The 15,462-nt window shown below is 62.7% G+C and carries 14 protein-coding genes; 4 read left to right on the top strand and 10 right to left on the bottom strand.

Annotation, left to right across the window (positions count from 1 at the left end; genetic code table 11):
• Nucleotides 1–5: 5 nt before the first annotated feature.
• The 6 genes from ASC85_RS30490 to ASC85_RS30465 form a co-directional block, all read right to left on the bottom strand.
• Entirely contained in the window at nucleotides 6–1,337 is a 1,332-nt protein-coding gene (locus ASC85_RS30490; protein WP_057452558.1) for a DUF58 domain-containing protein, read from the bottom strand.
• Between the two features lie 205 nt (nucleotides 1,338–1,542).
• A complete protein-coding gene (locus tag ASC85_RS30485; RefSeq protein WP_057452557.1) occupies nucleotides 1,543–2,547 on the bottom strand; it encodes an AAA family ATPase in 1,005 nt (334 codons plus the stop codon).
• On the bottom strand, nucleotides 2,544–3,707 hold the full coding sequence (locus ASC85_RS30480; RefSeq protein ID WP_057452556.1) for a DUF4350 domain-containing protein: 1,164 nt from the start codon (nucleotides 3,705–3,707) through the stop codon (nucleotides 2,544–2,546). Before ASC85_RS30480 ends, ASC85_RS30485 begins: the two co-directional genes overlap by 4 nt.
• A complete protein-coding gene (locus tag ASC85_RS30475) occupies nucleotides 3,704–5,248 on the bottom strand; it encodes a DUF4129 domain-containing protein (RefSeq protein ID WP_057452555.1) in 1,545 nt (514 codons plus the stop codon). Before ASC85_RS30475 ends, ASC85_RS30480 begins: the two co-directional genes overlap by 4 nt.
• Nucleotides 5,235–6,209 (bottom strand): stage II sporulation protein M, encoded by a 975-nt coding sequence (locus ASC85_RS30470; RefSeq protein ID WP_057452554.1) that lies wholly within the window; start codon nucleotides 6,207–6,209, stop codon nucleotides 5,235–5,237. Before ASC85_RS30470 ends, ASC85_RS30475 begins: the two co-directional genes overlap by 14 nt.
• Nucleotides 6,206–6,931: an RDD family protein gene (locus tag ASC85_RS30465; RefSeq protein ID WP_057452553.1), complete on the bottom strand. Its 726-nt coding sequence runs from the start codon at nucleotides 6,929–6,931 to the stop codon at nucleotides 6,206–6,208. The genes ASC85_RS30470 and ASC85_RS30465 overlap by 4 nt, the downstream gene beginning before the upstream one ends.
• Nucleotides 6,932–7,258: 327 nt before the next feature.
• Here ASC85_RS30465 and sbcB point away from each other — a divergent pair, with 327 nt between their 5' ends.
• Nucleotides 7,259–8,695 carry an exodeoxyribonuclease I gene (gene sbcB / locus ASC85_RS30460; protein ID WP_057452552.1) on the top strand — a complete coding sequence of 479 codons (1,437 nt, stop codon included), beginning with the start codon at nucleotides 7,259–7,261 and terminating at the stop codon, nucleotides 8,693–8,695.
• Between the two features lie 82 nt (nucleotides 8,696–8,777).
• On the opposite strand, the gene mvaT is transcribed toward sbcB, so the two are convergent.
• Nucleotides 8,778–9,155 (bottom strand): histone-like nucleoid-structuring protein MvaT, encoded by a 378-nt coding sequence (gene mvaT / locus ASC85_RS30455; protein ID WP_003205091.1) that lies wholly within the window; start codon nucleotides 9,153–9,155, stop codon nucleotides 8,778–8,780.
• A gap of 305 nt (nucleotides 9,156–9,460) precedes the next feature.
• Here mvaT and purU point away from each other — a divergent pair, with 305 nt between their 5' ends.
• Together purU and ASC85_RS32700 are read left to right on the top strand one after the other, a co-directional pair.
• The gene (purU, locus tag ASC85_RS30450; RefSeq protein WP_003205089.1) at nucleotides 9,461–10,309 is read left to right on the top strand and encodes a formyltetrahydrofolate deformylase; all 849 of its coding nucleotides are present in this window, start codon (nucleotides 9,461–9,463) and stop codon (nucleotides 10,307–10,309) included.
• Nucleotides 10,310–10,523: 214 nt separating this feature from the next.
• The gene (locus ASC85_RS32700; protein WP_164488503.1) at nucleotides 10,524–10,697 is read left to right on the top strand and encodes a hypothetical protein; all 174 of its coding nucleotides are present in this window, start codon (nucleotides 10,524–10,526) and stop codon (nucleotides 10,695–10,697) included.
• A 4-nt stretch (nucleotides 10,698–10,701) separates the two neighbouring features.
• Here ASC85_RS32700 and ASC85_RS30445 read toward each other — a convergent pair whose 3' ends face one another.
• The 3 genes from ASC85_RS30445 to ASC85_RS30435 are packed head-to-tail and all read right to left on the bottom strand — an operon-like array spanning nucleotide 10,702 to nucleotide 13,569.
• Nucleotides 10,702–11,697 (bottom strand): lysylphosphatidylglycerol synthase transmembrane domain-containing protein, encoded by a 996-nt coding sequence (locus tag ASC85_RS30445; protein WP_057452551.1) that lies wholly within the window; start codon nucleotides 11,695–11,697, stop codon nucleotides 10,702–10,704.
• Complete coding sequence (locus tag ASC85_RS30440) at nucleotides 11,694–12,461, bottom strand: DUF2334 domain-containing protein (protein ID WP_057452550.1); 768 nt, start codon at nucleotides 12,459–12,461, stop codon at nucleotides 11,694–11,696. The genes ASC85_RS30445 and ASC85_RS30440 overlap by 4 nt, the downstream gene beginning before the upstream one ends.
• Nucleotides 12,462–12,477: 16 nt before the next feature.
• The gene (locus tag ASC85_RS30435; RefSeq protein ID WP_057452549.1) at nucleotides 12,478–13,569 is read right to left on the bottom strand and encodes a glycosyltransferase family 4 protein; all 1,092 of its coding nucleotides are present in this window, start codon (nucleotides 13,567–13,569) and stop codon (nucleotides 12,478–12,480) included.
• A gap of 319 nt (nucleotides 13,570–13,888) precedes the next feature.
• On the opposite strand from ASC85_RS30435, the gene ASC85_RS30430 reads away from it, so the two are divergent.
• Nucleotides 13,889–15,376, top strand: coding sequence for a helicase HerA-like domain-containing protein (locus tag ASC85_RS30430; RefSeq protein WP_057452548.1), 1,488 nt, complete (start codon nucleotides 13,889–13,891; stop codon nucleotides 15,374–15,376).
• Nucleotides 15,377–15,462 lie beyond the last annotated feature (86 nt).

Below are 15,462 nucleotides of genomic sequence, written 5' to 3'. Positions count from 1 at the left end.
ATCACCTACAAATCCCCCGCTTTCTTCCACCCCAAATACAACGTCACCAGCTCGGCCCCCAACTCCCCGGGCCGGGCTTGCAGCACCGCCATCCCATGGGCGCTCAGCCGTTCATGCAGCGTCGCCCGGGCATTCAGATACTCCACCGTCCCGCAATACGCCAGCGCCTCGGGCAAGGTTTGCACCGGCGTCTGGCGCAGCCGGTCCAGCGCCTCTTCCCGCAGGCTCGCCACCAAAACCCGATGCCGTTGGCCCAGCCGTTTGACGGCGGTCAGCAGTTCTTCATCGTCTTCGTCCCGCAGGTTGGTCACCAACACCACCAGGGCCCGGCGTTTCTGCCGGGCCAGCAGTTGGGTGACGGCGGCCTGGTAGTCGGCGGGGTGCTGGCTGCTGTCGAGGTCGTAGACGGTGTTGAGCAACACATTGAGCTGCCCCGTGCCTTTGACCGGCGCGAGGTAGCGCGACTGTTCGCTGGCGAAGGTACTCAGGCCCACGGCATCGCCCTGGCGCAGCGCGGTGTAACTGAGCAGCAGGCAGGCGTTGAGGGCGTGGTCGAAGTGCGACAGCTCGCCGTCCTGGCTGCGCATGCGCCGGCCGCAGTCGAGCATGAAGATGATCTGCTGGTCGCGCTCGTCTTCGTATTCCCGGGCAATCGGCGTGCGATGGCGGGCCGTGGCCTTCCAGTCGATCTGGCGCAGGCTGTCGCCCTCGCGAAATTCGCGCAGTTGATGGAATTCCTGGCCCTGGCCGCGTCGTTGCCGCTGGCGGATGCCGAGCTGGCTGAGCCAGTTGTCCACCGCCAGCAGTTGACCGTCGTAGAGCCTGGCGAAATCCGGGTAGACCCGAGTCTCATCGAGCGCATCCAGCAGACGCTTGTCGGTCCACAGGCCCAACGGGCTCGGCAGGTTGATTTCGCAATGTTCGAAGGTGAAGTGCCCGCGCTTGAGCGGGCGCAGGCGGTAGCCGACCTGGCTGCGTTGGTCGGGTTGCAGTTCGACCGACAGCGGCAGGTTTTCGAAGTCCAGGCCGTCGGGTACGTGATCGAAGATTTGCACGTGCAGCGCTTGGGTAAAGTCATGGCTGATCTCCAGGCGGACTTCACCCCAGCGACCGAGGGCCAGGCTTCCAGGCATTTGTCGTTGCACCCGGGGCGAAGGCAGGCGCCTGACGCGCACCGCGTCGAGCAGCGCCAGGGCCAGCAAGGCCAACAGCAGCCCCCAGTTGATCGACAGCAGTGTCGATGGCAGCGCAACGCCCAGCGCCCGCAAGGCGCCGAGCACGATACTCACGGCCAGCAGCACGGCGAGCCAGGTCAGCAGCAGGCGCGAGGGTTTCATCGACACATTCCCTTTGGGAGAAATGCAGAGTGGGCTTTTGTGGCAAGGGGACTTTTGTGGGAGCAAAGCTTGCTGTGGGAGCAAGGCTTGCCCGCGATTGAAGCAATGCGGTCTCCCAGAAATCGAGGTGCCTGTTTCGCGAGCAAGCTTTGCTCCCACAGCAAGCCTTGCTCCCACATAAATCCCCTCGCCATGCTGGTGGTACTCACAACCGCGGCGCCGGCACTTGATCGAGCAGTTGCCCCAGCACCTGGTCCACCGACAGCCCTTCGATGTCCAGTTCCGGCGCCAGGCGTACGCGATGGCGCAGCACGGCCAGGGCGCAGCCCTTGATGTCATCCGGCACGACGAACTCGCCGCCACGCAACAACGCCCGGGCCCGGGCGCAACGTACCAGCGCAATCGAGGCGCGCGGCCCGGCGCCGAGGGTCAAGCCCGGCCAGCTGCGTGTGGTGCGGGCCAGGCGCACGGCGTAGTCGAGTACCTGGTCGTCCATCGGCAGGTCGCTGGCAATGCGTTGCAGCGCTTGCACGTCCTTGGCCTGCAACACCGTGCGCAGCGGCTGTACGTCGAGCATGTCGGCGCGGGTCGAGCGGCTGACCTGGCGCACCATGTCCAGCTCCTGGTCGGCGTCCGGGTAGTCCATGCGCACCTTGAGCATGAAGCGGTCGAGCTCGGCTTCCGGCAGCGGGTAGGTGCCTTCCTGTTCAATGGGGTTCTGGGTGGCGAGGACCATGAACGGCTGGCTGATGGGCAGGGCACGGCCTTCGAGGGTGACCTGGCGTTCCTGCATGGCTTCAAGCAGCGCAGCCTGGGTCTTGGCTGGCGCGCGGTTGATCTCGTCGGCCAGCAGCAGGTTGGTGAACACCGGGCCCTTGCGCAGCTTGAACTGCTCGGTCTGCAAGTCGTACACCGCGTGCCCGGTGACGTCGCTGGGCATCAGGTCGGGGGTGAACTGGATACGCGCGAACTCGCCGTTGAAACACCGGGCCAGGGCCCGCACCAGCAAAGTCTTGCCCAGCCCGGGAACACCTTCGAGCAGCACGTGCCCGCCGGCGATCAGTGCCGTGAGCACATCGTCGATCACGCTGTCCTGGCCGACTACCGCCTTGCGCAGCTCGGTGCGGATGGCCTGGGCCAACTGACTGGCGCGCTGGCGCTGTTGGGCGGCGTGGGCCTGGCCGTCGACAGGTTCGTTCTGTTCAGTCATAAGGCATTCCTGAGGGTTTGCAAATGGGCGACCTGGCGGCAGAAGTCAGCGCGAGACAGGCGCTGTTTCGGCCGGGGGCTCAAGGCCTGGCTGATGGCTCGCGTCGGTTGCCGGGTCAGGCGGGCGAGTACCTGCCATTGTTCGGCGACGGCCAGTTGTTCGAAGCCTGGGTGAAGATGACGGGCCCGGCGCAGCACGTCTTGTTGCAAGGCGTGCAACAGGTACTCCTGGCCGTTGTGCCGCAGGTGGAAACCGGCGCTGGCCTGCACATGCTCTTCCAACTGACGCCGTGCCTTGGAGGCCGGTTGTTGCAGTGGGCCATGGCGCACCGCTGAACGCCAGAGCCACAGGGCAATCAAGGCCAGCAGTGCCACCAGTGCCTGAGGGAAATACCGCAGCAACAGGGTCAGCAAGTTGTCGTGGTCGCTGTTGAACAGCAGCGTGACGTCCGTGTCGGCGCTCAAGTACCAGAGCAGCCAGGCGTTGTCGTACTGGTCGATGGAGTCGTTCTTCCACAGCTCGGCATCGGTGATCACAGTGATCGAGCCGAGGCCGAGGTTCAATTGCATCATGTGGGTCGACAGCGCGCTGTTGGCCCAGGCTTGGGCCAGGTTATGCGGGTCTTCGAGGTGGAAGTCGGTGTCGAAACCGATATACGCCGGCGCCTCTTCGTCTTCCAGGTAGAGCTTGGTCAGTTCCGGGTAACGGTCCTTGATCAATTTAGGGGCCGGCTCCTTGAGGTCCTTGCTCAAAAGTTGCCGCAGGCGCACGCGGTCGAGCAGCAGATCGCCGCTGCTGCCGGTGTTGTTGTCCCACAAGGCTTCGGCGACGAAGAGCAAGCGCCCGCCAGCCCGAGTCCAGTTCATCAGTTGTTCGACTTCCCGTGGCGTCATGTGGGTTCGCTCGCCCAGCAACAGCAGGCTGTGCTGGCGAGGTTCCAGGGTGGGCAGCACGTCCAGGCTGTTGGCGTGCTCGACGTTGATACCCCGCTGGCGCAGGAAAAGTTCGGCGGCCAGGTAAGGATTTGCCTGGGCTTCAGGGGAGGGGCCGTGCTCGACGACCTCTTCATAGGGCTCGGCCTTGGTGTAGAGGTAGAAGCCGAATGTGCACACCAGCGCGGCCAGCACGGCGCCGATCAGCCACCCTGCGTGCCGGCTCATCGAGACGCTCCCGGACCGAACAGCTCGCGCCAGCCGTCACACAGTTCCTGTTGCAGGTGTGTCGGCGGTGGACGATGCCCATAGGCAATGTTCTGCCAATGCAGGGTCAGGTTTTTGCTGAATCCCAGCAGGTTGTCCTGCTTGAGCTGTTCGACGCGTTGCAGCACCTGGCCTTCGGTGTCGGCCGGTTTCAAGGGGATCTTGAAGTCATGATGCAACCGACTGAGCAGCGCCCGGTACAGCAGACCCAGGGCTTCACGGGGTTGCGTGGCCCACAGTTGTTCGACGCTGGCGGCCACGTCGGCGGGCAGGCTTTCTTCGCGAATATCCAGGCCGAACATGCGCGCAGGTACGGCGCGTTCCACCGGCAGGCGCTGCGTCGGTCGGCGATTGGCCAGGGCCTTGAGTCGTTCACGGTAGCGCCAGGCCAGCCAGACGAGCGCCGCCACCAGGCAGGCCCATAGCACGACCTGGATCAACGCGGCGGCGATGTCGAAGCGTTGGCTGCCGAGCCATTTGAACAATGCCTTGAGCCAGCTCGGTTTGGCCTCGGTCTCGGTCTTCGGGGATTCGGCAGCTTCTTTGCCGAAACGATAACGAATGACGGTCTCGGGGTTCTTGAACGGCGGGGCGTCGAGGATTGCCTTGATGCCGTCCCGGGAGGCTTCGCTGGTGAGGGGCTGGTTGAGCAGTCGCGGGCTGTCGGGGCCGCTGCTGTCTTCGGCGGCAAACGCCGGAGGCGCCAGCGGCAGCAGCATGAACGCCAGCAGCATCAACACCGGGGCCACGCCGCTCAGGCGCTGGCGCAGGCGCCGGAATACCAGTTCGATGTCCCACGCCTCGAGGATCGTGCGCCGGTTCAGGTAGAGGCTGAAGCCGCAGGCGACATACACCGGCTCCCACAAGATCAGCAGCAGTGGATAGAGGAAGTTGACCAGGTGTTCGAACCACAACCAGTCGTGCTCGGCCGCTGACACCAGCGTCTCCCAATCCCATTGCAGTTCGACTTGTTGCGGCACGAACAGATAGAACAGGGCCGTCAGGCCGAACCACAGGGCGGTTTCCAGGTGCATGCCGATGATGGTCAGCCATTGCGCCGCGCCGCGGTTGCGTTGTTGCAATATCCGCAAGCGCTGCGCCCGGGCCTCACCGGCGAGGCCCTCGAGTTGCACCACCGGCATCACGAAGCTGCGGCTCAGGCTCAGCCGGCGCCAGGTCAGGCTGGCCAGCAACTGCGGCTTGAGCAGCGCGGGCCACTGGCGCAACGCCTGCCGCAAGGTGGGGGTTTCGCCAAACAGGGCCTTGGACAGAATGTACAGCGGCAGCCGGTCGAAGGCCGGCTTCAACCACCAGAACAGCATCACCACCAGCGACGGTGAGTCCCACAGCAGCAGGGTCAGCAACAGGTACACCGGCAGCGTGATGATCGCCCAACTGGTCATCAGCAGGCGTCGATGCTGCTGGCTCATCAACACCCCAAGGTCCATGGCTTCCCAGGTGGTGCGTGGGCGGATGACGACGGTGGCGTCACTCAGGCGCATGGCGGACCCGTCCGGCAAGCGACAGATAGCTGATCACCAACAGCCACAACAAGGCGCCCACCGTGTATTTGGTGGCCGGTGTCACGGCGCTGGAAGACCAGTAGGCCTCGATGAACGCGGCCATGAGCAAAAACAGCATCACGCCGCCGATCATCAGCACGCTTTTGCCCGCCGCGAGCCGCAAGGCCTCGCCCCGGGTCAGGCGCCCCGGCGCGATCAACGCCCAGCCCAGTTGCAGGCCTGCGGCCCCGGCCAGGGCGATGGCGGTGAGTTCGAAGGCGCCGTGGCCGATCACGAACGACCAGAACGTTCCCCCGGAGCCGATCTGGGTCAGGTGCCCGGCCACCGCGCCAATGGTCAGGCCATTGAAAAACAGGAAAAACGCGCTCCCCAGGCCAAACATCAAGCCACTGGCAAAGGTCTGAAAGGCAATGCCGATGTTGTGCATGATGTAGTAACCGAACATGACCCAGTCCTCGCTGGCGGCCCGCTCGACCGAGCGCCCCAGGTGCCCGGACGCCGGGTCATACATGCTGCGGATCTGGCTGATTTCGTCGGCGCCGAGCACGCTGTAGACCAGTTCCGGGAACAGATAGACCAGCAGCCCGATGCCCACCAGGCTGCCCAGGAACATCAGGCTGGCAGCCAGTACGAATCGCCATTGTTCACGCACCAGTCGGGGGAAACCGACCAGGATAAACGCCGAGAGGCTGGCCGAGGGTCGGCTGCGGTCCCGGTAGAGTTGCTGGTGACCGCGCAGCGCCAGTTGTTGCAGCGTGTCGACCAGCAAGCTGCTGTAGCCCCGCGCCTGGGCCAGTGCCAGGTGATGGCAAAGCCGTCGGTAGGTGGCGGGGAAGTCGCTGCTCTGGGGCACGCTGCGGCTGCGCTCCAGTTGGTCGAGTTGCCGGGTCAGGTGCTCCCATTCCCCCTGGTGACGGCTTTCGAACAGGCTTTGCTTCATGTTGGCCCCAGCAGGCCGCGGGCGACGCCATTGAGTTCGGCTACGGCGTTTGGCACCTGGACGTTCAGTGGCGCGGCCAGGATGGCCGCCAGTTCGTTGACCCGCGCCTGGGACAGTTCTGCCTGGCGTTCGGCGAAGCCCAGCACGGCGCGTTGCTCATTCAAGCTCAGGGTGAAAGGCGTGCGTATCGGCGGGGCCATCGGCAAGGCGGGGCGTTTGACCGGTTGTTCGCGATACACCACCAGCGTGCCGGCCGCGAGATCGCCCAAGCGCTTGAACGCCGGATGTTGCAGGCAACTGATGGCCCCGAAGGTGTAGCCGAAGGGCAGCATGTCGACGAAACGCAGCAGGTTGCGGATCAACGACGCCGACCAGCCGATGGGCCGGCCGTCGTCCTGCACCACGCGCAGCCCCATGATCTGCTTGCCGGGAGAGCGCCCCTGGTTGAGCACCTCGAACAGCACCATGTACCACCAACTGACGACAAACAGCAGGATGGAGCCAAGGCCCATCCCCAGTTCGCCGAAAAACGCCAGGACCAGGAAGAAAAGCCCCAGGACCAACCCGCGTATGCCCAGGTCGATGGCGAAGGCGATGGCTCGCGGCATCAATCCCGCCGGGCGCAGCGGCAGGTCGATGCCTTCGGGCGTTTCAACCTGATAGCGCGTGTCCAGGGGCGCGGGCAGCGTCGCGTTCCTTTGCAGTGCTGGTGTCTCGAGCATGGGCAACCTGTGATGGGCCAGACCGAATGTTCAATCTCGGCCCAGATGCTAGCAGTCTTCGTGCGGGCAAACGATAGAGCTGTGCAGGTCATTTCATGGTTTGCAACAAGATTCGTGGGTACCGCAGTTCAACTGTGGGAGAGCTTGCTCGCGATGACGGCAGTCCATTCACCATGGATGCAAGCTGAGGCACCGCTATCGCGAGCGAGCTCGCTCCCACATGGGGGGGGGTGGAGCGGCGCATTAGTCTTCAAAAGTTACAGGACTGCTGGTCGCAGGCGGGTTCGAGCGCCTAGACTTCGCCAGTCTTCAGTTCAGGAACAGCCCGTGACTTCCATTTTCTGGTACGACTACGAAACCACCGGTATCAACCCGCGTTGCGACCGACCCTTGCAGGTGGCGGGTATCCGTACCGATTTCGAACTCAATGAAATCGACGAACCGGTGAACCTGTATTGCCGACCCAGCGATGACATCCTGCCGCATCCGGCGGCCTGTGCGATTACCGGTATTACCCCGACATGCCTGGCCGAAAAAGGCTTGAGCGAAGCCGATTTCATGACCCGCGTCCACGGGCAACTGGCCGCGCCCGGCACCTGTGGCGCCGGCTACAACACCCTGCGCTTCGACGATGAAATGACCCGCTACAGCCTCTATCGAAATTTCTTCGACCCGTACGCGCGGGAATGGCAGGGCGGCAATAGTCGCTGGGATTTGATCGACCTGGTGCGCGCGGCCTATGCGCTGCGCCCGCAAGGCATCACCTGGCCGCAAGAGGACGGTCGCGTGACTCTCAAGCTCGAGCGCCTGACCGCCGCCAATGGCATCGACCATGGCCAGGCCCACGATGCGTTGTCGGACGTGCGCGCGACCATTGCCCTGGCTCGGCTGATCCGTCAGCAGCAGCCCCGGCTCTACGACTGGCTGTTCCAGTTGCGCAGCAAACAGAAGGTGATGGACCAGATCCGCCTGTTGCAGCCCATGGTGCATATTTCCGGTCGCTTCTCGGCGGCGCGCAACTACATCGGCGTGGTCTTGCCGCTGGCCTGGCACCCGAAAAACCGCAACGCCCTGATCGTCTGCGACCTGCACCTGGACCCCCAGGGCCTGCTGGACGACGATGCCGAAAGCCTGCGCCAGCGTTTGTATACCCGCCGTGAAGAACTGCTCGAAGGTGAGTTACCGGTGCCGCTCAAGCTTATCCATATCAACAAATGCCCGGTGATCGCGCCGTTGTCGGTGCTGCGTGCCGAGGACCAGCAGCGACTGGAACTGGACATGGAGGGCTATCAGCAACGGGCATTGCGGCTAACTGACGCACAGAAAGTTTGGCAGGATAAACTTCAGGCTATTTATGGTCGGGAGGATTTCACCGCCAGCGAGGATCCCGAGCAACAGTTATACGCGGGCTTCCTGGGGGATCGCGATCGACGTTTATGTGAACAAGTCCGTATGGCGGATCCGCTGCAATTGACCCAAGAACGCTGGCCTTTTGATGATGAGCGTTTGCCGGAACTATTGTTCCGATATCGCGCGCGCAACTTTCCAGACACGTTGAATCCCGAAGAGCACGGGCGTTGGAGACTTTTCTGTCAACAACGGCTGTCATCCCCGGAGTGGGGAGCGCCTAATACCTTGGAAAGTTTTGATGCGGCGATGAGGGAGTGGATGGCCCTGTCTACACCAGTGCAGCAAGAAGTACTCAGGGAGTGGCAGGGTTACAGCCAGCAATTGCGCAAACGTTTAAGCCTTGAGCCGCGATGAAGTGAAAAGATGACAGGCAAAAAAAACGCCAGCAATCGCTGGCGTTTTTTTGTTCGCTAAGAACGGTGCGAACCGGTGAGGCTTAGCCCAGCAGGGTTGCCCAGCCTTCAACCACGTCACCGCCCCACTTGGCTTTCCACTCTTTCAGAGTCTTGTGGTTGCCACCTTTGGTTTCGATGACTTCGCCATTGTGCGGGTTCTTGTATTGCTTAACTTTGCGAGCGCGTTTGGTGCCGGTAGTTTTGACGGCGCCACGTGGGGCTTTGCTCGATTTGGCTTCTGGATCCAGCAGGGCAATGATGTCGCGCAGCGACTTGGAGTATTCGCCCATCAGCGTGCGCAGTTTGCCTTCGAATTCAAGCTCGGTTTGCAGTTTGTCGTCTTGGGACAGGTTTTTCAGGCGAGCTTGCAGTTCTTTGATGGCTTCTTCTGTGGCACGGTATTCATTGATCAAGGACATGTGGACTACCTTATGTAGGACGCGGGTGACAAGGAGACAGTGTGGCAATAGTAATCAGACAGTTTCATCAAGTAAACATTTAACCAGTGTTTTATTTAATTAATTAGTGCTGTGCCACAAAAACGCCTGTTGCAGTTAAATACCCCGGCAGTGTCTTCACATCTGTTCACACATATAATCCGCCTTCCCGACCCTCGCAGGCCGTGACCAGGGCTGTCGCCCATGATTCGGCGTGTCATCGATACTGCAGTTTTGCCGCGCAATGGCTAGAATGGCCGCCTTTGCGAAGTTCTGGAGTTTCCCTAATGCGCACTTTTCGTCTGGTGATTGCTTGTCCGGACCGCGTCGGCATCGTTGCTAAAGTCAGTAACTTTCTGGCGTCCCATAACGGCTGGATCACCGAAGCGAGCCATCACTCGGACAATCAAAGCGGTTGGTTTTTCATGCGTCACGAGATTCGTGCCGACTCGCTGCCCTTCGGTATCGAAGCCTTTCGTGAAGCATTCGCCCCCATTGCCGAAGAGTTCTCGATGGACTGGCGTATCACCGACACCGCGCAGAAAAAACGCGTGGTGCTGATGGCCAGCCGCGAGTCTCATTGCCTGGCTGACCTGCTGCACCGCTGGCACAGCGATGAGCTCGATTGCGACATCGCCTGTGTGATTTCCAACCATGACGACTTGCGCAGCATGGTGGAATGGCACGGCATCCCTTACTACCACGTGCCGGTCAACCCGCAGGACAAGCAGCCGGCGTTCGCCGAAGTCTCGCGGCTGGTCAAGCAGCACGATGCCGAGGTGGTGGTGCTGGCCCGCTACATGCAGATCCTGCCGCCGGCGTTGTGCCGCGAATACGCCCACAAGGTCATCAACATCCACCACAGTTTCCTGCCGTCGTTCGTCGGTGCCAAGCCGTACCACCAGGCGTCGATGCGCGGTGTGAAGCTGATTGGCGCCACCTGTCACTACGTGACCGAAGAGCTGGATGCCGGCCCGATCATCGAGCAGGACGTGGTGCGCGTCAGCCACAGCGACAGCATCGAAGACATGGTGCGTTTCGGCCGTGACGTAGAAAAGATGGTGTTGGCCAGGGGCCTGCGTTATCACCTGGAAGACCGCGTGCTGGTGCACGGCAACAAGACCGTGGTGTTCTGACTGGGTTTTGGGCACTTGTAGGAGCTGCCGAAGGCTGCGATCTTTTGATTTTGATCTTTCGCTTGAGACTCAAGTGGACGGGGAAAGATCGCAGCCTCGTTGCACTCGACAGCTCCTACACAGCTCCTACACAGCTCCTACAGGCGCAGCCGAGCGGGAACAATCTCTGGCCACAATGATTCAGGCAACCTTCTTACGGGAGCAGCATTGCGCCATGGCCGATCCATTGGACAAAGCCACCTCCAAGGCGCCGGCGACCCTGGGCGAGGGCTGCCTCAGCCGCTATGACCCAGATGCGTTGGGCCCGGAGGACGGCACTGAGTTTCCCGATGCCGCGCAATTGTGGGAGCAACTGCATCCCCAGGACGAGCCCGAACAGAAGCCGTGATGCGTCAGACCTGTCTGAGCCTGACCAGTTTCTTGAGCAACGGTCGCCCGACCATCAGGAAGAACACCGGCCCGCCGGCCACCAGATAAAAGTAATAGGTCACCGCCCGCCAGATCAGAATCGCCGCCGCCGCGGTGGATTTGCCCACCATGGGGGCCAGCAGCGCCGCGGAAGTCAATTCGGCCGCCCCGGCACCGCCCGGCAGCAGGCTGAACTGTCCCGCACTCAAGGACAGCATCTGGATCAGGAAACTCCAGGCCCACTGCAGATCCGCTCCCAGCCCCTTCAACGCCAGGTACAACACGCTGTAGCGCAGTACCCAATGCAGGCAGGTCAGGCCGAAGACCTGGAACAGTGTCTGTTTTGGCAGTTTCAAGGTGTCGGTGAACGCCGCCAGGAAGCTCAGGACCTTGCGCGCCCAGCGTCGACGGGTGACGGTTTTCACACGCAGGTGGCGCAGCAATCGAGCGCCCAGCAGAATCAATCTGCGGTGATAGCGGGCCACCAGCACGCAGCCAAACAGCCCGCCAAACAATGAAATCGCGCTTAACGCCAGCATCCATTCCATGCGCTGGCTGAGGTTCTGGAACAGCGCGTAAAACAGAATGCCGACCAAGGCGCAGAGGAAGAACAGCAAGTCGCTCAACTGATCCATGGCAAACACCGCGCTGCCATGGGCCGGGCGCACGCCGTTGCGCGCCAGCAGGGCCATCAGCGTCAGTGGGCCGCCACTGCCACCGGGCGTCGCGCACATGGCGAACTCGGTGGACATCACCACGCCGATGCTTTTCAGCCCGCCGATGCGCCCACGGTTTTCCCCCAACAGCAGGCGCAAGCGTACGGAGTTCAGGCACCAGCACAGTACGATCATGCCGAGCATGGCCAGCAGTAGCGACAAGGGAAAGCGCTGCACCCGTGACCACATTTCCCCGCCGCCAACCAGCAGCGGCACCAGTAGCGCCGTGAGCAGGGCGGCACCCAGCCAGATCAGCCGTTTCATGCGGCGCTGCTGACCCGCAGTCCCTGGGTCGCCAGCCAGCCGACTTTGGTCATTGGCACGCGACCGTCGTTGAGCAGGCGTTCGAGGGTACGCAGCCAATAGTCCCGGGAAAAGGTATGGCGCATGTCCACCGGGTGCAGGCCCAGGCGAATCACCGGGGCCTGGCGCCAGCGCTGTTCGCGTTGGTCGCTGATGACTTTCGACAGGCCACGGCGCCAGGCGCTGCGGGCACTCCAGACCAGCCCCGGTGCGTCGATGGCGGTGAAGTCGGGCAGGCGATAAAGGTGTTGGGTGTCACTGGTGTAGCTCAGCGGCAACTGGCGCAAGGCCTGGCGCGTGCCTTCGCTCATCAGCCACGCCGGGGCGACGAAACCCTCCAGCGGCCAGTGGTAGCGTTCAAAGGTTTCGATACCGGCGCGCAGGCGGGCGAGGGCGGCGGCCTCGGACAGGTTGTAGAACTCACCCTCATGGGTATAGACCCGGCGCATGAACCAGTCCTTGGGGTGACGGGCGACGGGGCCGTCGTCGCAATGGTAGTAGCCATGCAACACCAGCTCGTCGCCGCGCTCGACCCGGCTGTCGAGCAGGCGCCGAAAGCCGGGATGAGCCTCCAGGGCATTGTTGCGATGAAAGTCCGGCACCACCAACCAGGTCATCGGCACCTGGCCGAGGGCGTCAACGGCTTCGACGAAGGGCTGGTAGTCGGGCCAGGTTTGCGGGGCCAAGTCGTGCAACACCAAGAGCACGCTGGGCGAATGATTCATCGACACGGACCTCGCCTCAACCATTGGCCAGCAGCGGCATTTGTTCGCCGAGCACGGCGTAGTAATGCCCCAGCAAGCTGTTGACCACGGTATCCCAGGCGTAATGCCGCTCCACATGCCGGCGCGCCAGCACGCCACGGCGCTGGCAGCCTTCGGCAAACAGTTGTCGCACGGCATTGGCCATGGCCTGTGGATTGTTGGGTGTGCACAGCAGGCCGCAGTCTTCATCGACGATTTCAGTGAACGCCCCGGCCGCCACCGCTACGACCGGAATACCGCAGGCCATGGCTTCGAGAATCACCAGGCCGAAGGTCTCCTGGTCACCGGCGTGCAGCAGGGCATCGGCGCTGGCCATGAGCCGGGCGACTTGTGGCGCCGGGCAGAATTCATCTACCACCGTGACGTTGTCCGGCACCAAGGCGGGCATCGACGAGCCCACCAACAGCAGGTGGTAGCGCTCGCCCAGGCGTTTCATGCACTTGAGCAGCACCGGCAGGTTTTTTTCCTTGGAGCCGCGCCCGGCGAAAATCAGCAGGCGCGCGTCTTCGGCGATGCCCAGCTCGGCGCGCAACTCCGGGTCACGGGCGGCCGGGTTGAAGGTTTGCAGGTCGACGCCCAACGGTTGCACGTAGACGTTCTTGACCCCCAACCCGGTCAGTTTGTCGGCCATGACCTGGCTCGGCGCCAGGACCCGGTCGAAATTGCCGTACAACTTGCTGACATAAGCTTCGATGTTGGGGGTGAACCAGTTGCCCATCCGGTTGCTGACCAGCAGTGGCAGGTCGGAGTGATAGAAACCGATGACGGGCACGTCGAGCTGGCGACGGGCATCCAGCGCGGCCCAGGCCGTGAGGTAGGGATCGCCGACTTCAATCAGATCGGGCTGTAGATCGCGCAGGACATTGCGCCAGGGGGCCAGGCGAAGGGGAAAGCGATAGCCCTTGCCGAACGGCAGTGCAGGGGCCGGAACCTTGTAGATCCCGTCGTGCTCGCTCAAATGCGCGCCGGGGATCAACAGACTGTGGCGAATACCGGGCCGATCGCCCAGGCGCCGGTGCTTGGCATCCAGATAAGTGCGCACGCCTCCGCTGGCGGGGGCGTAGAACATGGTTATGTCCGCTATATGCACGATGAACGTCCCTCCGGTCAGTGTTCTCCTGTGTTGACCTTTAGTAAGAATAGATGTTCGGTTGAGGTTGTGGGGTTGGGGTGTCAGTGGAGTATTGCCGGGTTTGACAGGGCCTCATCGCGAGCAAGCTCGCTCCCACAGGAGAGGCACAGATCCCATGTGGGAGCGAGCTTGCTCGCGATAGGGCCAGTCCGGGTTCGCAGGCTATTATTCCTGACGCCAGGGGCTTAATGCGCCAGGCATGCTTTTATATAAGCGTGCAAAATGGCGTCATATCGCAAACACCACGGGTGACCACATGCCTGACTCATCGCAACTCGTTATCGGGGCCGACCTTAGCGGCCAGCCCATCGCCCAGGCCATGCGCCTGGCGAACCGTCATGGTCTGGTGGCGGGCGCCACCGGTACCGGCAAGACCGTCACCTTGCAGCGCCTGGCCGAAATGTTCAGCGACGCCGGCGTGGCGGTGTTCGCGGCGGACATCAAGGGTGACCTGTGCGGCCTCGGCGCGGCGGGCAACCCCCAGGGCAAGATCGCCGAGCGCATCGCCGGCATGCCTTGGCTCAATCACAAGCCCCAGGCTTATCCGGTGACCTTGTGGGATATCCACGGCCAGTCCGGTCATCCACTGCGCACCACCTTGAGTGAAATGGGTCCGTTGTTGATCGGCAGCCTGCTGGAACTGACGGACAGCCAGCAGTCGGCGCTCTACGCCGCGTTCAAGGTGGCCGACCGCGAAGGTCTGTTGCTGCTGGACCTCAAGGACCTGAAGGCGCTGCTCAATCACCTCAAGGACAACCCTGAGTTGCTGGGGGACGACGCGGCCTTGATGACCACCGGTTCCAGCCAGGCGTTGTTGCGCCGCTTGTCCACCTTGGAACAGCAGGGTGCGGACGCGTTGTTCGGCGAGCCGGCCTTGCAGCTCGAAGACATCCTGCAACCGGCCAGTGATGGCCGTGGTCGCATTCACTTGCTCGACGCCAGCCGTCTGGTCCATGAAGCACCGAAGGTCTACGCGACGTTCCTGTTGTGGCTGCTGGCCGAGCTGTTCGAGCAGTTGCCCGAGCGCGGCGATGCAGACAAACCGCTGCTGGCGCTGTTCTTCGACGAGGCGCATTTGCTTTTTGCCGGTACGCCCAAGGCCTTGCAGGAGCGCCTGGAGCAAGTGGTACGGCTGATCCGTTCCAAGGGCGTGGGGGTGTATTTCGTGACCCAGTCGCCGGGCGACTTGCCGGACGACGTGCTGGCGCAGTTGGGCTTGCGCATCCAGCACGGGCTGCGGGCCTTCACTGCCAAGGAGCAGAAATCCCTGCGGGCGGTGGCCGACGGTTTCCGGCCCAACCCGCAGTTCGATGCCCTGGCGGTGCTGACCGAACTGGGCATCGGTGAAGCCCTGGTGGGCACCTTGCAGGAAAAAGGCACGCCGGAAGTGGTCCAGCGCGTGTTGGTGGCGCCACCGCAATCACGCATCGGGCCGCTGAGCGAGGCCGAGCGCACCGGGTTGATCGCCAGTTCAGCGTTGCAGGGGCGTTACGACAAACCCATTGATCGCGAATCGGCCTATGAAGTGCTGATGGGCCGTAAAGGGCTGGAACCACAGGCCGAAGAGGCGCCGGGCAAGCCGACGGCGGAAGAACCGAGCTTCACCGAAAAAGCCGGGGAGTTCCTCGGCACCGCGGCCGGCCAGGCATTGAAATCGGCCATGCGCCAGGCGGCCAATCAGTTGGGTCGGCAATTGGTGCGCGGGTTGATGGGGTCGTTGCTCGGTGGCAGCAAGCGCCGGTAGATAGGACCGAGTCGCCGCCTTCGCGAGCAGGCTCGCTCCCACAAGGGACCGGCGTCGTACACGAAATAGGTGTTCGCTGAAGATCC

Source organism: Pseudomonas sp. Root401, from assembly GCF_001425105.1.
Lineage (GTDB): Bacteria > Pseudomonadota > Gammaproteobacteria > Pseudomonadales > Pseudomonadaceae > Aquipseudomonas > Aquipseudomonas brassicacearum.
Note: the sequence above shows the minus strand (reverse complement) of the source record. Positions and strands in the feature narration are given on the sequence as shown.

Coding starts and splice junctions, on each gene's coding strand:
- mvaT (WP_003205091.1), bottom strand. CDS start 9,155: ATGTCCTTGATCAATGAATACCGTGCCACAGAAGAAGCCATCAAAGAA.
- ASC85_RS30465 (WP_057452553.1), bottom strand. CDS start 6,931: ATGCTCGAGACACCAGCACTGCAAAGGAACGCGACGCTGCCCGCGCCC.
- ASC85_RS30430 (WP_057452548.1), top strand. CDS start 13,889: ATGCCTGACTCATCGCAACTCGTTATCGGGGCCGACCTTAGCGGCCAG.
- ASC85_RS30475 (WP_057452555.1), bottom strand. CDS start 5,248: ATGCGCCTGAGTGACGCCACCGTCGTCATCCGCCCACGCACCACCTGG.
- ASC85_RS30445 (WP_057452551.1), bottom strand. CDS start 11,697: ATGAAACGGCTGATCTGGCTGGGTGCCGCCCTGCTCACGGCGCTACTG.
- ASC85_RS32700 (WP_164488503.1), top strand. CDS start 10,524: ATGGCCGATCCATTGGACAAAGCCACCTCCAAGGCGCCGGCGACCCTG.
- purU (WP_003205089.1), top strand. CDS start 9,461: ATGCGCACTTTTCGTCTGGTGATTGCTTGTCCGGACCGCGTCGGCATC.
- ASC85_RS30480 (WP_057452556.1), bottom strand. CDS start 3,707: ATGAGCCGGCACGCAGGGTGGCTGATCGGCGCCGTGCTGGCCGCGCTG.
- ASC85_RS30440 (WP_057452550.1), bottom strand. CDS start 12,461: ATGAATCATTCGCCCAGCGTGCTCTTGGTGTTGCACGACTTGGCCCCG.
- ASC85_RS30485 (WP_057452557.1), bottom strand. CDS start 2,547: ATGACTGAACAGAACGAACCTGTCGACGGCCAGGCCCACGCCGCCCAA.
- ASC85_RS30490 (WP_057452558.1), bottom strand. CDS start 1,337: ATGAAACCCTCGCGCCTGCTGCTGACCTGGCTCGCCGTGCTGCTGGCC.
- ASC85_RS30470 (WP_057452554.1), bottom strand. CDS start 6,209: ATGAAGCAAAGCCTGTTCGAAAGCCGTCACCAGGGGGAATGGGAGCAC.
- ASC85_RS30435 (WP_057452549.1), bottom strand. CDS start 13,569: ATGTTCTACGCCCCCGCCAGCGGAGGCGTGCGCACTTATCTGGATGCC.